This window comes from Desulfocapsa sulfexigens DSM 10523 (genome assembly GCF_000341395.1).
Lineage (GTDB): Bacteria > Desulfobacterota > Desulfobulbia > Desulfobulbales > Desulfocapsaceae > Desulfocapsa > Desulfocapsa sulfexigens.
This window is the reverse complement of the sequence record NC_020304.1, coordinates 1,593,081-1,608,996: the sequence shown is the minus strand read 5'-3', so window position 1 is coordinate 1,608,996 and position 15,916 is coordinate 1,593,081. Positions and strand designations below refer to the sequence as shown.

Below are 15,916 nucleotides of genomic sequence, written 5' to 3'. Positions count from 1 at the left end.
AACCTGATTCAATGGCGCATCGATGAAAAAAAATCTCCACCTTGGTTTTATCGTCATTTGCGGATTGATCATCATAAGTAATATTTTCCTTTTTTGGCACTCCAGAAAAGGGGAAGGGGTTCTTCGGGAAATTATCTCAGACATCACACCCGGGGCCATTGCCATGGTCGAGATGGCCAATCACGCCTCCGACATAGGCCATTACTCCCTCCATTGCGCTATCGCAAAAGACAAGGACCCCGAATCCCTCGAGCGCCTGCAGACGGCAACTCACCTGCTGCGGGAACAGGGAGAAATTCATCTTCTCCATGAGAAACATATCGGCTTGAAAGAACAAAAAGCCGCAGAGGAATTACTAGTAAAAATCAACACTTTAAGCAAAGCCGTTGAATTCTTTTCTCAGCCCGGCCCAGAAATGAACATGAAAAGGTTACAAAAGTACGAATTGAACGTGGTCCATCCCGCCATTGATGATCTTAATACGCTTCTTCTCATTCACAAAAACGTCCATTTGCTCGAATTAAGTGCTGCCCATGCCTCAATTCTGTCAAAAAAGAATACCCTGAACATGGTTATCCTAAACTCAAGCATTATTCTGCTGTCCATTATCATCCTTATCTGGTGGATGACCATCGGGATTCACAACCGATTTAGCAGGAAACAGAAAATCCAACAAAAACAGATCGAGCTGGACTTCCTGGAAAAAAAACACATCGCAGAAAAACTTCACCAGGCCAGGAAGATGGAATCCATAGGCCTGATGGCCGGAGGAGTGGCCCACGACCTCAACAATATTCTCTCAGGAGTTACCGGCTATTCAGAGTTGATACTCTACGACTTACCTAAAGACAGCAAGCTGAGAAAACCACTTGAGGCCATTCAGGACTCTGGTTCAAGGGCTGCAGCTGTAGTCGCTGACTTGCTCACCGTCGCCCGTGGCGTAGCCACCAGTAGAACAGTTCACAATCTGACCACATTGACCCAGGAGTATCTCGGCTCTCCCGAGTTTGACACGCTTCAATCATTGCACCAGCAAATCACCTATCAGCAAAAACTCGCAGCCATTCATTCTCCCATTCTCTGCTCTTCTGTACATGTTAAGAAATGTCTCATGAACCTGGTAACCAATGCAAGCGAAGCGGTTGATGCGACTGGTACGGTCAGTATCATTACGGAAAACAAAACCATCGATAACGAGACCGCAACCAGATATCATATTCACCCCGGTGAATATGGGGTGTTAAGCGTACAGGATAACGGGCCCGGCATTGATGACAAAGACCTGGAACGCATCTTTGAACCATTTTACACCAGGAAAGTCATGGGAAGGAGTGGCACCGGGCTTGGCCTGACCGTAGTCTGGAATACCATGAAAGAGCATGATGGTGGAGTATCAGTGGAAAGCACTAACGAGGGAACCTGCTTTCAGCTGTTCTTTCCTCTAACCACAGAGAAGAAACATGCCAAAATCGACGATGACACCCTGCAAGATATCAAAGGGAATGGAAGTTCTGTTCTGCTCGTTGATGACGAACCACAGTTACGGGAGATTGGAACTCAGATGCTGGAAACTCTTGGTTACAAAGTTATTTCTGTCGCCTCAGGAGAGTTGGCCCTCTCCTTTTGTGAGAAGAACACGGTTGACCTTCTGGTTCTCGATATGCTTATGGAACCTGGCATGAACGGCCGCCAAACATTTGACAAGATCAGGCAGATACACCCTGAGCAGAAGGCCATCATTACCAGTGGCTTCTCGGAAAATGAGGATGTTAAAGAAGCCTTCAGGCATGGAGTTAGCGGATTTATTAAAAAGCCCTATTCAATGATGCAACTTGGACGAGCCGTTAGAGACGCACTAATAGATTAATTTCAATCAATATTGCCTCTCGTCCTCCAAATTTCCTGTAGACGTTTGTCGCGACCACAATTCCAGCGATAAACCTTATACCGAACCGGGTTATTTTTGTAGTAATCCTGATGATTACTTTCGTTCCCCTGCACAGGATAAAAGGTTGATTGCGCTAAAATTGGAGTGACGACTTTCTGGTTGGGAAATTGGCGTGCGATCCTGTTCTTTGACTGCTCAGCAAGCTCTCTTTCTTTATCATTAGCCACAAAAATAGCCGTCACATAACTTGCCCCCTTATCACAAAACTGTCCTTCTGCATCGAAGGGGTCGATATGGTGCCAGTAATATTCCAGTAACTCTTCATAGCTTATTTTTTCAGAATCATATGAAATTTCAACAGCTTCAACATGACCAGCGTGGTTCCCATTATAGGTGGGATTTTTCAAAACACCTCCGGTAAACCCGGAAATCACCTCTCTCACTCCCTCCAGCTTTTCAAAATCCGCCTCCATACACCAAAAACAACCACCAGCAAAAACTGCCTTATCAGCAGCAACAGCAGGAGCACAAAGTAGTACGCTGACAAACACGCAAAGAATGATTTTATTTTTTATCATAGTATTCTCACCTTTAAGCGGTAGTAAATATTCTTGACGTAAAGCACAAGAGTTCGTACGTTGCCGGACTTCAAAAACTTTACGTATGGAAGACACTGTAAGCCTGATTCTTGCGATAGTAAACAGTACAGAATCCCTGCACCCTGGCTTACACCTTTTCACTCTCTGAATGCCATGTCACGCCCCCAAGCCATATCTCTGATGATTGTAGTTACCCTGCTCTGGAGCATGGCCGGTGTTGTGACACGACATCTTGACACAGCCAGGAGCTTCGAAGTGACCTTCTGGCGCAGCGGTTTTTGCGTCATCGCTCTCGCATTTGCCCTCACCTTGACACGCGGTCCCGGCCTATGGCGCAAACTCCTGCACCCTTCAAAGGTTATCTGGATTTCAGGGATATGCTGGTCTATCATGTTTACAGCCTTTATGGTGGCAATCACTCTCACCACGGTGGCTAATGTTCTAATCGTCATGGCACTTGGCCCGTTGATCACAGCACTTTTCACCCACTTCTTCCTTCATCACCGACTGGCGACGACAACCTGGCTGGCAATTGCAGTTGCAGCCCTGGGAATTGTTTGGATGTTTCTGTATGACAAGGATGCAACATTCTCCATGATCGGTTCCCTGGTTTCCCTTGGAGTTCCTGTCGCAGCAGCCATCAACTTTACACTCCTCCAGCATATCGGCCTGGACAGGACCATCACTCCCGATAACAAACCCGTTCAAGACATGCTGCAGGCGGTATTAATCGGTGCAATGCTTTCAACCCTGGCAATGCTCCCCCTGGCCTGGCCATTCCAGGCATCTCCCCACGACCTTGGCCTCCTCTCACTACTGGGGATATTCCAGCTTGCCACTCCCTGTCTCCTCGTTGTTCGTCTGACGAAAGAACTCTCGGCACCCGAACTCTCGCTGCTTGGACAACTCGAAGTTATTTTCGGTGTGACATGGGCGTGGTTATGGGCAGGTGAGCAGCTCTCGATACACACCCTGAGCGGTGGCCTGCTGGTACTGGGAGCACTTGTCGCCAATGAGTTGTTTCGGATTTTTCGCAGGAACAGAGCTGAAAGACTGCTACGCTGAATATTTCAAACCATTTGCGTACTAATGCCTGGAAGCTTTCACCATTATTTTTCCTGATTATCATTCAAACTCAGCTTTGTAACCCGGAGTTGTTCCGTGTCGATTATATGGGACGCCATAAACCCATCCCTGGGGGCTCTGCTGCGGCCGTCCAGGCCACAGATGCCCATATAATCAACACGAAACAACTCCTCCTCAGGCGGGTAGGCTGAGGAGTGGTGGTAATCATGTTATTTTTTATGCAGAAGCTTGTCCCAGTCCAGTTCTTCAAAGCTGTTATGAAGCATATGATCATCGTCATAGCTGAAAATCTGCAACTTTGAAAAAGTTTGTTGAGCAAGGGGAAGCACTTTATCCGGAGGGGTTACCGTGTCCTGACGCCCTATACAAAGACTTGTGGGAACCGCAATTTTCTCCTCCGGGGGAGAGAATTCCGGAAAATTCAGAGCTGGAGCCAGCAGGACAAGTGATTGACATCTATTCGGATGGCGCATGGCAAAACAGGTGGCCATAAGCCCACCGAAACTTGAGCCAACCAAAACGAGCTTATTACATCCACGACACAGGGCCTCCAGCGCACTGATCCGTGTCGTCAGGTCACCCTGAAAATCCGGGATGCACATCTCTGGAAAATGTCTCGCAAACCACCTTCCTTTTGTCCCTTTGCTGGAAGAATCCAGACCGTGAAGAAAAAACATTTTCAAAACATGCCTTCTTTTTTCATTTTTTATCGACAATCAGGCAGTAGGGATGCAAAACATGTTTTGCATAATAGCCATATTTTTTTTGAGCTGCTAAACAGTACTCAGCTGTAAAAGGACAGGTAAAGTCGGGCGCAACATTTTTGATTCGTGATGTAACTTTTTCTTCAATAACAGGATCTGCATAACTGTTACAATTATTCCCTTCATCCCAGGAGCCATCTACATAATCCGACAAATCAAATCGGGTTTTATATTCCCAGGCCCTGACAATTCTTCTGTTTTTGATAGAAGCAATAATCTGACTTTCACACTTTACATGTGGCCTGTTAAAAAAATTAGCAACTGCTCCTTTTAAAGGATCATTTTGTTTCAATAAAACGCTATTCCAAAAACGCCAGCCATTGAAGTTAGCTGCAAGATCCGCAAAGGAAAAAATACCGGTAGTTGTATAACCAAATTTCCCAGACTCCTGCTCCTTGCCCCACTCAAGGACCTGATCAACAGTATGCCCATCATACTGGGTTAACTCGAAATATTTCCAGCCCTCAGCAAAGAAATGACCTAGTTTATCCAACCCGACAAGATGACCATTGATGCTGACGACATCACTCAGCTCTTTAACATTTAAGGAAAAACCTTCCAGATAGCTTATGTCACGATAAATCGAGTCGTTTAAAGATAGAGAATAACTTTGCCTGGCGAGCAAACTGCGTAATTGTTTATCCAGGGCGTACCCTTTAAGCCCCAGAGATGCCGTAAAGGATTGAAAAATTGCTTTTCTCAGTTCAGTATAGAGGACATCTTCATCACAGGATCCAAGCTGTCGAGCATTGGCTTTTTCGATTCCCTCCTGAATACGTTGATTAAAAATTGTGTTTAGAATAGTGAGACTATTATCGAGTTTGAGTTTTCTTGGAGTTACACTATCAACTTCAGCTGCAACACCCGCGCCGCATAGAACGATACCTGTTACAATCAAAATAACAGGTACCATCAACACAGTAACAGACAAACACTTTCTTATTTTAAAAGACGAGATACTCAATTCTTTTTTTACTCTTTAACCTTGATCACAGCAGAGCAGTTGCTCGTGGTTCACGACTCTATTCCAACAGGACATGTCCCTACATATTTGATTCTTTGGGAACGGGTGCGGATGAGTCGCTGCTCATCCCGGAACAAAAATTTAATAAATTTACAGCTAATCCAAAAAATAACAGAACAAGGCAGACCCTGGCAATATACCAGGATCGCCGGTTTTTTCGCTTCAAAAGCACCCCGCACTCGGGACACACTTTGTCCCCCTTGCCGATTGACGCGCCACACCTAGTACATGTTGCCATTACCACACCTCCAAATTTTCACCAGACAAGCGATCAGAATTTCCAATATACTCTTTTCCCTTTTTTATTAATGCTGATATCAATATCAAAAAGTAGGTAAAATGGTTTGGTCTCCTTCAGAAATGAGTGCCTTACAGATAATTTTCGTGTTTTTTTTCGCAGGTAAGCGTAGACTCCGAGAAAATTTCTGATAAGGAACTTATACTGGCCTCACTTGCTGTTCACCAGTGTTAGTTTACCTTATGGGGATCTTATGTCGAGGTCCTACTCACAAACAACTTAGCATTACTATCGAACAATATGCCACTTTTTCTTATCACCAATGACGATGGAGTTCACAGCCCAGGCCTTGAAGCGCTGGTTCAGGAACTCAGCAGGCAGGCAGAATGCCTGATCATCGCACCCGACAGGGACAACTCTGCCGTCTCCCACTCACTTACCATGAACCGCCCTCTGCGAGTAACCAGACTGGGAGACAATTTTTACACTCTAAATGGCACGCCCACCGACTGTGTCGCCATTGGATTGAACAAGATTGTCAAACAAAGGCCTGATCTGCTGGTTTCAGGCATCAACCCCGGCCCCAATCTCGGTGACGACATTTCCTACTCTGGTACCGTTTCAGCAGCCGTAGAAGGTACCATGTACGGAATTCCATCACTCGCCGTTTCTCTGGCAGGAGAAGCACCCTATGATTTCAGCAAGGCAGCCCAACTTGCCGCAAAGCTCGCAAAACTGATTTTACAGCAAGGTCTTCCACAGGATACCTTACTCAATGTCAATGTTCCGGCAACTGACTTAATCAAGGGAATAAAAGTCACTCGCCAGGGAAGACGTCTTTGGGACAATGCCATCCAGGAAACCCTGGATCCTTTTGGTCGTAAACATTACTGGATAGGTGGTGGAACCCCCTCCCCCGCTTTAGGAGAGGACACTGATGTCTATGCTGTGACCAATGACTATGTCTCTGTCACTCCAATTCACCTCGACCTGACAAACCACCAGGGTATTCAATACTTGAAAGAAGAGTGGCAGCTGGAAAAAGAGCAGGAAGACCCCTCTTCTTTATTCTGCCGAGAGTAAAACACAAAATGTTCTCTAGCCCGCATTTTATTCTCAGTACTTCAAAAACATGGGATGGTAAGGCAGTTGCTGATTCTGAAAAGATGCAGATACGATTCTGCATCAGGGACCAGGAACTCGAAGTGGGGATACAGGGACCTTTTCATGGGGATCCTGCTCCCTCCGCCCCAGCCGGAGAGCTCGAAGGGCTCTGGTGTTATGAAGTGGCGGAGCTGTTTCTCCTGGGGGCCGACGGACACTATCTGGAAATCGAGATTGGCCCCCATGGCCACTACTTAATCTACCATCTCACTGGAATCCGTCAGATCAGCAGGAGCATCTCCCCTACCCGCTGTGAGACAAACATCACCGGCACCCACTGGCAGTCCACCTTAATCCTGCCCCTGAGCCAGTCTATTCTTCCCTTCAGCCATGCAAATGCATACGCCATCCATGGACAAGGAGTGAAACGCCGCTACCTTGCCGCGTTCTCTGTCCCAGGTAAGAGACCCGATTTTCACCAGCCGCGCCACTTTGCCAGCCTTGATGATCTGTGAAGTTTTATAGCTGATCAGCTATATCTGTTTGCGTTTTATTCCTAGACAGTAGGGACTATCCAACTGATAGACACGTACTTTACGACTTCGCGGAAACTCTCTTTTAGCAATGGATTTAAGCTGCTTTCCCAGATCAGCCATTGTCACTTGAAAGGTACTTTCCTCATACCCTCTTTCCTGGACGGATAGAGTATCTTCATCGATTTTAATGATGGTGATCCCGCGATTACGCTTATAAGTCAGTATTTCCAACCCCTGTGGCGGATCCAGTTTTTTAACGATCTGCAATACCTGTTTTATTGCAGATTCAATATTAACCAGAGCCATGGCAACTTCCTTTATGCTTTTTATAAGAGAACGGGACAGCTACGGAATTTCAACAATGCCTGACCCTGGCAAAATATTCTTCCCGACACATGTTTTCAATTTCGAGAAGCTGTTTGAATGCCTCATTAAAATCAACAGTTGCCACTGTAAACAGGCCATGCCCCCATACAATTACACCCCGTCTGCCTTGAATGGCAGGAGGCAGGGTGTGGCAGAGACCGGTGGGGCCAGTTCCAACTTCACCGGGAACAATGGGAATATCTTCGATCAAGCGTTCCTTCGAACATTTAATATGGCAGCGACCACGGTTGATACAATCAAAATCACTGCAATCCATGGATAGAATAACCGCAAACTTCGGATGGCCATGGAGGATGGCTCGATTAGCTGTGTTTCTGTAGATCTCTTCATGGGCCACCAGTTCACTGGAGGCGGTTATCCCAGCACAGGATGAGTCATCCAGAGGACAGGGGTCTATACACCCAGCCAGCTCATCAAGGGATGAGCCAGTCTGGCTGATATATATGGTCTGGTCAAGACGATAGGAGATATTACCAAAATATGAGTCAACCAGTCCATAGTCCACCGTAAAACGACCAGCCTCAATGATTGCCCGGTGGACCTGCTCTGCACTGCGAAATGGCCCTGCCTCCAGCGCTGGTGTTGTCCTGTGTGGCGGGGAGAGCTGTGCAGTCACCCTGTCAAAGGCTCGCTGCTGTTCCTCCGTGACTACACCCTGCCTGCGGTCGGCCAGGTAGTCTGTAAAAAAGAGGACAAAGGCGCTGAAACAGACGGAGCTGAGACTGACAAAGGCCTGCTCCGGGCTGACAGCTCCAAAGGTGATCAGGCGGATACTCTTGCCGGAAGCAACAACAATGGACTTGCGTCTACGCAGGTGGGTGAGGATAGCTGCAGCTGAAAAGTTACTGATCACAGGCACATCATGGAGAAAAGTACGTGTTTCACAGTCCTCTGGAGTTATGGTTTCTGGATAACGATCGCATAGAAACCGGAAAATCGTCAAATACGGGTCTGCCGGTTCAATGCAAATGAGAGAGTTTATGTTCATGCCAGCCAGGACCTGCTCTAAGACCTGGATATCGTCGTCGGCCCGACTCCAGACCACCTCATCATCCAGTCCGCAGATAAGAGGATTCTCCGCAAGCCCTGCAGCAATGAGTTTCAGGGCATATTTTTTCAGGAGTTTTTCCATACAAGCCCCAGCTCTTCAGCTTTTTCTTGTGTTGCTCTGCCGTCCTGGTCAAGACCGCGAATTCTGTAGTAGCGGCTGCGAGCCTCAAGAAATGCTTCCCGCTCAAGAGGCTTAATCTCTATGCCATTACCGCTGGTTCCAGCTTCTACAAAAAATCTGTCGGGAAGATCATCGTCCTTGGCCCAAAATCCGTTAAGACTGTTCATCAAGCGCTCATGGTAACAGATGCGCTCGCCAATCTTTAACAGATCCTGAGCCGTAACAGTCATTCCGGTGACAGCATTGAATGCCCCGGCATACTCTTCAAGGCCAGCTCCTAAAAAGATAAATTTACAGGCAGTGAGCGAATCAACAATGGCATTCTGATCCTCTGCAATCTTAACTATCCTGGCCTTGCCGCTGAAGGTGAAACGGTCCGTGGCAACAGGTTTTCGTAAAATTTCATGACTGATCGGATAGGCCCGCAAATGACAGCCTCCACGGGTAGCAAGGGCATAGGCCAGAGACATTCCGTATGCCCCCCTGGGATCATAGGCGGGCAGTTCCAATCCCTTAACACTCATTGAAGCAGTCTGCTGATTATGGCTTGAGGCATAATGGAGAGACCCCTTACCAAGCTGTCTGCCAAGATCAGAAGATCCCAGGCCGATCTCTTCCAGCAATTGCACAAGCTGGCCAGACAGATCACTAATGCCGGACATCTCCTTGTAACAGGCAAGTGTTGCGGCAGCAGAAATTGTATCCATACCATAACGGCTGCAAAGTGCATTGGCCTGCATGACAAGGTCCATATCTGTATTTTCGATGAGGGCGGTGAAATGAGACATGGTTTCGAACTCAGGCATGGAAGCACCGGCGTGCTTCTCACTGCGACCGATTTTTTTACAGCGGATATGGCAGCCCATACAACCATGCTTGCCCGGGTCATATTGTTTTTTGTAGGCATGGGCATTGAGTTCGGAGGCCCGGCCAAAATGAGTCTTCCGAAAGTTATCCGTTGGCATCATACGCCGTGAATCCATCAGGTCATAAATGGATCCTGTGCCAAAGCAGGAAAACCCGTGCTGCCCCATGAGAATAGGAGAGGCTGCCGTGAGCCTGAGAATTTCCTCTCGAGCGACATGCAGTTTTTCTCTGTCGTGGATCCTTACATTGCCACTGCCCCGCACCGACAGATATTTGAGTTTTTTGGCTGCAAAGGAAAGTCCAATGCCTGATCGTCCGGCAACATGGTGTTTATCAACCATCAAGGCTGAAAAGAAGACTCCATTTTCTGCGGCCGGGCCGATGGTGGCAACCGATCGGCTACCAGCTGCCAGGATATTGAAGACGGTTGCTGTGTCCTTTCCCCAAAGTTCAGCCGCTCCAACAATCTGAACCTTGTCATCTTCTATCTCAATCCCGCATGGCGTCTCGGACTGACCGGTAATAATAATCCCGTCCCACCCTGCCCGTTTTAACTGAAAGCCAAGGCGACCACCGACGGAGGTGTCCCCGATTGTTCCACTAAGCGGCGACCGTGACATGATTGTTGAACGACCAGAGGTCGGAGCAGCTGTCCCAACCAGGGGACCGGTAAAAACAAGGAGTGGCATACGCGGATGATCCCAGGGCAGAGTCACCTGAGGTCTCAGGTAATACCCTGCAAGCCCTTTACCGCCTATGTATGTATGGTAAATTCCAGATTCCGGCCGGATAAGGTCAATACAGCCATTATCGAGATCAATGTGGAGGATTTTTCCAGTCCAGCCGTATAGAGAAGTAGCCACGATATTTATTTTTCAGGTAAGCAATAGTAGTAAGTCTTCAGTTCCGTTCCACCATGAACATAATATATTACCTCCTGATACACAATAAAGGCTCTTTTTGCAGCAATCGTTTTCGCCTTTGCGACCTTGGATACTGGTTTCATGAAACCTTAAAAAAGGAGGCGGTGTCTTTCAATCCGGATAACGACGGGGAACCTTGTGGGTTATGATTGAGCAATATGGAATCATTGGATCGCTTTAAATATGCTAATCCAGGTTCTTCTTAAATCGTAACGATGCTACCGCCAAACCCGCCAATGTGAACAATGCCAGCCAAGAGACGTCAAAAGTCATATCAATTACTTGCACATCACGTAAAACCACACCACGTATCAAGCGCACAAAATGAGTCGCAGGCAATGCTTCTGCAATATGTTGTGCCAATTCAGGCATACCTTCGTAGGGAAACACAAAACCGGATAAAAGTATTGATGGCAGTAATACAAATATCGTCATTTGGGTGGATTGTAGTTGGTTTTTGGCTATTGTTGAGATAACTAATCCTAATGTGAGGCTTGCGGCGATAAACAGGAAGGTAGCACCTGCCAACTGCCCAAGGCCTCCATTAATTGGCACATCAAATACAATTTTCCCAAGAGTTAAAATAATCGTAACCTGCAGGGCGCCAATAAACATATAGGGGATAATCTTCCCAAGCATTAATTCAACGGGCCTAACAGGGGTTGTTATCAGCATTTCTAAATTGCCCCGTTCACGTTCACGTACAATGGCCGCTGAAGTAAACATAATCATGGTCATCGTTAAAATAACAGCTACAAGGCCTGGAACAATGCTCACTGCACTGCGTTGTTCGGGGTTATATAACAGAGTCACTTCAAAAGTTGGCGTACTGCGGTTTGCGGGTTTGCTAAGTAATTCAGCCAATGGCATATTTCGCAGGCTTTTTATAGCTGCAGCTATCGTCGTATCTGACCCATCGACCACCCACTGTGCAAGCGGGCGACTGGTTTCTTCATCACTCGAAGGTGGCAATCCTAGACCAACGGCCTGATGTCGTACTAATCTTTGACTGACATCCTTCGGTATCACCAGAACAGCTCGTACCTCAGCACGTGCAATAGCTTCCTCTGCCTGTTGAGCGTTACTATAATGTTGTTTAAAATTTACCACATGGGTTGCACTGATGGTTTGAATCAAGACTCTACTTAACCCGGTTTTACTGTCATCCACCACGCCTGCAGGTATATGTCGTATGTTGGAGTTAATGGCATACCCAAATAAAACCAACTGTATTAACGGGATCATTATCACCATACCAAAGGTCATCTTATCACGCTTAAGTTGAGTGAGTTCTTTGCTGAAGATGGCATAAATTCGTAATAAAACGTTCACTGTCTCCCCCTGCCGGTACAGGTAACGAATACATCTTCCAGGCTTGGTCTGACTACGGACAGATTTGCTTCCGGGTTAACACTCTTTTGTCGGGATAAAAACTTCACCGGATCTGGAATGCTTTTTTTGACCAGAACTCGTAATTGTGCTCCAAGCTGGGCAGCAGAAATCACATCGGGCAACATCACCAATTCCTGTTTTAGCTGCCTAAGGTTTGATGAGGCTATTTCTACGACATGTGCCCCCATCTGCCGCATTAACTCATCTGGCGATCCATCTGCACGCTTATTACCCGCCTCTAATATCGCCAATTTATGACAACGTTCAGCTTCATCCATATAATGAGTCGAAACCAGTATACTGATACCTTGATCACTCAAGTCAAATAACTGCTCCCAAAACTCACGACGATTTTCAGGATCAACAGCCGAAGTGGGCTCATCTAAAAACAATAACTCAGGTTTATGCAATGTAGCAGCAGCCAGGCCAAGACGTTGCTTCTGCCCACCACTCATACTTCCAGCCAGCTGATTTGTTCTTTGATCCAGGCCATAGATATTCAACAGTTCATCTATGCGTTTCTTTCGTAAATTACCAGACAGACTATATATTTTTGCGACAAATTGTAAATTTTCTTTTACTGTCAAGTCATCATAGAGAGAGAACTTCTGGGTCATATAACCAATATGGAGGCGGAGTTTTTCTGCATCCTGTGGAAGCTTCAATCCTAAAACCTGAATTTCGCCAGAACTGGGTTTCAATAAGCCGGTCAACAAACGAATGGCTGTGGTTTTACCACAGCCATTGGGACCTAGAAAACCATAAATCAGGCCTCTTTCAACCTCGAGATCCAGCTCTTTTATTGCTTTCAGGTTCCCAAAATTTCGACTTAACTTTGAAGCCTTTATTGCATATTCGCTCATGGTAGCTCTACTTGTGCAGGCACCCCATTAGGTAGATAGGCTTCACTGTCTTGTAATTGTACTTCCGCTAAATACATCAGACGTGAACGTTCTTCCTGATTTAGCGCGTAGTAAGGTGTAAAGGCGGGTTCAGTTGCAATCCAGCGCAATTTGCCATTGAGTGTTTTTTCAAGACCGTCAACATGTACAACTAAGGTGTCTCCGACTTTTACTTTTACGCGGTAAGGTTCGGGAACATAAATTCGGGCAAAAGGAGCCTTACCTGCAAGGACTATTGCCAGAGGACTACCTGCAGTTACCCGTTCTCCAAGATTCCAGGGAAGATCATCAAGGAGCCCATCCCGGGTAGCCCTGACGCTTAAGTCAGCTAACTTTTTCTTTTCACCTGCCAAGCTTGCAATAACGGCATCCAAACGAGCCTCGGCTGCACGCAAGTCCTCCTCGCGTGTACCACTTGTTAACTCATGCAATTCCTCCTGAGCACTCTGCAAACTTGCAAGGCTGGAATCACGCGATGCCAATGCACTTTCCAGAGTGGCCTGGCTGATTACGCTGTATTTTATCAGTTTCAGTGAACGTTCATAATTCGCTTCATTTTCAACCAGCACTGCTTTTGCCCCTTCAACTTTAGCCCTTGCGGCCGCAACTTCTTCCAGTCGGGCGCCGTTGCGTAATTTTTCAAGATTCGCTTCAGCTTGAGCAACCTCTGCTTCAGCCTTGCTGACCTGCGTCTGTTGCAGGGTGTCATCCAGCTTTACCAGGAGAGTACCTTTTTTCACTTCACTGCCCTGCAAAACTGGCAATGCCACCACAATTTCATTAGTTGTGGCTGTATGAGCAATACGGTCTCTCTCCAATGTACCCAGAGCGATATTTTGGGGACGGCTGTCACAGGCCGTAAGCGATATAAAAATGAGAAGGAGAAAATAACGCACGATTATAGTCCTTATCTGAAAAGAGAAATGTTGCAGTACCTATTACAGTACCCACCTGTTCTTTCTCCCTCCACAGTTTTCGTCACGCCTCATACTGAGAGGATAGTTAGGAGGAAAAAGAGAGACTAATTTTGTATCTACAAAACCGCATCACACAGCTACGAATCAGTCCAATAACTATAGTGTACCATCTGCAATAAAGAGGCATGAGCCCCCTCGATTAGATTTTTTTCATTGGTTTTCAAGCCATTTGTCAAATGCCTTTCTTTGGTACTCATAAAGTATACGAGTAAATGCCTTTTTATCCCCATAGTATAGGGTGTGCCGTATTATTGTATACGGTGTCAGAAGATGCTGGCCTTTAAGAAACTCTTCGTAGTTAAGTACTGTTTCTATATTTTGTTTAATGAGTTTCTTAAAATACACTTCCGTAATTTTTTTGTGATTCAATATTTCATCAACGAGGGCATCAATTTTTCGTGATGAAAAATGAAATTCAGGGAAATACTGTTCTGCAATCTTTTCAAAATGGAAAACGTTTAATGTCTCATTTTCGTTGGTGTTGATTTTTTCCTTGGTAATCTTCTCAAGTTTTTCTGTTTCTTCACGAATACTGAAAAATTCTCTGTCGGCTGTCTCAAAAAGAGCTGCAAGACTGTTTATCCTGCGCTTTAGCACATGTGGTATTGATTTCTTATATTTAATTTTATGATCAAGAACGCTCCAGGCATCCTGTATAATTGTCCGTATTTGTACCTCAAAATTTATGTCTTTATAAATACGGTACTCAGGCATAATTTCTCTTGTTGAATCAAGCTTTAGATCTAGATGTAAGCCTTTGTAGCCAAAAGAATTTTCTGTTTGTTCCAGTAGTCGAGATTTGTCTGTTGAATCAATTAGACACAAATTATCCATCAGGATTTTTCCAATTTCTTGAATATTTTTTTCATAAAGACAGATGATTCTTATGCCAATTAAATCAGTTATATAATCTTTAATTTCATATTCTTTTTTTTCTTCTTCAAGTTCTGACTGGTATTTTCTTGAAAATTTACTGATGCATTCTTCGAGACCTTTGACGCGAGATGTAACGGTTGATGCAGAGAGTTCTGAAGAGGTGGCCAGGAGTGATTTAATTAGAGTCGAAAATGACGATTCAGCGTTACGTAACAATTCGATATTGTCACTAGCGTAATTGAGAAACCTTTGTTTTTCTTTTTCAAAATCTAAAGAAGGCATTGGTTGATGCTCCCATTATTGATTTTCAAATCCAACAAATTCTTATCACGAAACTGAATATTTCTGACAAGCTTAAGTGAACAGGGAGGCAGAATGCGAGACTATTCGCGCTTCTTCTCTGCTACAATGTTTATCCGTTCATTAAAGCATACCTGAAATGTCTTTGACAGACTTTTTAGAAAGACATCAGAAGGAAGCCCTTTGCAATCTTAACTATTTAAGAGCAACAGTAGACAGGTTGCGTTTAAGGATTATGTGAAACTGGAAAGCTTATCACTGGTCATCGACAGCAGAAGGTGGGAAAAGAAAAGACTGCTACAATTCTTAATTAAAAAACTACTGAGATATACGCTGGTTTTCTTGATGCTGGTACACAGGAGCAGGTTGATTTTCTTGGTGATTTTCAGACTGAAAATTTGGCTGGTCTTGATAGTGATACTGTTGATGATGGGAGAGGTGAGCGATCAGCTCATTCCCTTTTGATGTTCAGTTCTTTTGATCGCTACTTTTTTGAACACTCTGGATCCAACTCATTACTTGTTGGCATGTGAACTGTAATATCACGCAAACTGTGTGTTTGGCATGAAAGTCTCCAACCTTGTGAGATAAGATCTTTACCGAGTCGTTTCACTTCTCGTTCGTTTGGCTGGGTTAATCCTTTTTCTCCTTCCAAAATCCTTATCCGGCAACATCCACAGTTAGCATGGCCACCACAGGTTGTATGGATAGGAGCATTATTTATCAGGAAATTGTTCAACAGGCTGTAACCTCGTTGACAGGAAACCTTCAAATCATGATTAAGTATGGTTACGGTATAAGATTTGACCATTTTAGCTTTCTGACTGGGGTTCACGCTGACATGAGCTGAGCTTTCGATTTGGATCACATTAACTATAAAAA

The 15,916-nt window shown here is 45.4% G+C and carries 15 protein-coding genes; 4 read left to right on the top strand and 11 right to left on the bottom strand.

What is annotated here, in order from left to right:
• Positions 1-22 precede the first annotated feature (22 nt).
• Positions 23-1,867 carry a response regulator gene (locus UWK_RS07050; RefSeq protein WP_015403667.1) on the top strand — a complete coding sequence of 615 codons (1,845 nt, stop codon included), beginning with the start codon at positions 23-25 and terminating at the stop codon, positions 1,865-1,867.
• 2 nt (positions 1,868-1,869) lie between these two features.
• Here UWK_RS07050 and msrA read toward each other — a convergent pair whose 3' ends face one another.
• Positions 1,870-2,466, bottom strand: a complete 597-nt coding sequence (msrA, locus tag UWK_RS07045; protein ID WP_015403666.1) for a peptide-methionine (S)-S-oxide reductase MsrA — start codon at positions 2,464-2,466, stop codon at positions 1,870-1,872.
• Between the two features lie 174 nt (positions 2,467-2,640).
• Between msrA and UWK_RS07040 the strand changes: the two genes are divergently transcribed.
• Positions 2,641-3,552, top strand: coding sequence for a DMT family transporter (locus UWK_RS07040; protein ID WP_015403665.1), 912 nt, complete (start codon positions 2,641-2,643; stop codon positions 3,550-3,552).
• Positions 3,553-3,782: 230 nt separating this feature from the next.
• Here the strand turns inward: UWK_RS07040 and UWK_RS07035 are convergent, their stop codons facing one another.
• Positions 3,783-4,250 (bottom strand): alpha/beta hydrolase, encoded by a 468-nt coding sequence (locus tag UWK_RS07035; RefSeq protein WP_015403664.1) that lies wholly within the window; start codon positions 4,248-4,250, stop codon positions 3,783-3,785.
• Between the two features lie 22 nt (positions 4,251-4,272).
• Positions 4,273-5,268 (bottom strand): hypothetical protein, encoded by a 996-nt coding sequence (locus UWK_RS07030; RefSeq protein ID WP_208598489.1) that lies wholly within the window; start codon positions 5,266-5,268, stop codon positions 4,273-4,275.
• A gap of 631 nt (positions 5,269-5,899) precedes the next feature.
• On the opposite strand from UWK_RS07030, the gene surE reads away from it, so the two are divergent.
• Both surE and UWK_RS07020 read left to right on the top strand, forming a co-directional pair.
• On the top strand, positions 5,900-6,682 hold the full coding sequence (surE, locus tag UWK_RS07025; RefSeq protein ID WP_015403661.1) for a 5'/3'-nucleotidase SurE: 783 nt from the start codon (positions 5,900-5,902) through the stop codon (positions 6,680-6,682).
• An 8-nt stretch (positions 6,683-6,690) separates the two neighbouring features.
• Positions 6,691-7,218, top strand: a complete 528-nt coding sequence (locus UWK_RS07020; protein ID WP_015403660.1) for a DOMON domain-containing protein — start codon at positions 6,691-6,693, stop codon at positions 7,216-7,218.
• Between the two features lie 18 nt (positions 7,219-7,236).
• On the opposite strand, the gene UWK_RS07015 is transcribed toward UWK_RS07020, so the two are convergent.
• From UWK_RS07015 to UWK_RS20140, 8 genes are all read right to left on the bottom strand, one after another.
• Positions 7,237-7,545 carry a hypothetical protein gene (locus tag UWK_RS07015; RefSeq protein ID WP_015403659.1) on the bottom strand — a complete coding sequence of 103 codons (309 nt, stop codon included), beginning with the start codon at positions 7,543-7,545 and terminating at the stop codon, positions 7,237-7,239.
• 49 nt (positions 7,546-7,594) lie between these two features.
• Positions 7,595-8,758, bottom strand: coding sequence for a class II aldolase/adducin family protein (locus tag UWK_RS07010; RefSeq protein ID WP_015403658.1), 1,164 nt, complete (start codon positions 8,756-8,758; stop codon positions 7,595-7,597).
• Positions 8,743-10,527: an aldehyde ferredoxin oxidoreductase family protein gene (locus UWK_RS07005; protein ID WP_015403657.1), complete on the bottom strand. Its 1,785-nt coding sequence runs from the start codon at positions 10,525-10,527 to the stop codon at positions 8,743-8,745. Before UWK_RS07005 ends, UWK_RS07010 begins: the two co-directional genes overlap by 16 nt.
• 246 nt (positions 10,528-10,773) lie before the next feature.
• A complete protein-coding gene (locus tag UWK_RS07000; RefSeq protein ID WP_015403656.1) occupies positions 10,774-11,919 on the bottom strand; it encodes an ABC transporter permease in 1,146 nt (381 codons plus the stop codon).
• Positions 11,916-12,842, bottom strand: coding sequence for an ABC transporter ATP-binding protein (locus UWK_RS06995; RefSeq protein ID WP_015403655.1), 927 nt, complete (start codon positions 12,840-12,842; stop codon positions 11,916-11,918). Before UWK_RS06995 ends, UWK_RS07000 begins: the two co-directional genes overlap by 4 nt.
• The gene (locus UWK_RS06990; RefSeq protein WP_015403654.1) at positions 12,839-13,777 is read right to left on the bottom strand and encodes an HlyD family secretion protein; all 939 of its coding nucleotides are present in this window, start codon (positions 13,775-13,777) and stop codon (positions 12,839-12,841) included. The genes UWK_RS06995 and UWK_RS06990 overlap by 4 nt, the downstream gene beginning before the upstream one ends.
• A gap of 231 nt (positions 13,778-14,008) precedes the next feature.
• A complete protein-coding gene (locus tag UWK_RS06985; RefSeq protein WP_015403653.1) occupies positions 14,009-15,016 on the bottom strand; it encodes a GTP pyrophosphokinase in 1,008 nt (335 codons plus the stop codon).
• 502 nt (positions 15,017-15,518) lie between these two features.
• Entirely contained in the window at positions 15,519-15,845 is a 327-nt protein-coding gene (locus UWK_RS20140) for a 2Fe-2S iron-sulfur cluster-binding protein (protein WP_407637479.1), read from the bottom strand.
• Between the last annotated feature and the right edge of the window lie 71 nt (positions 15,846-15,916).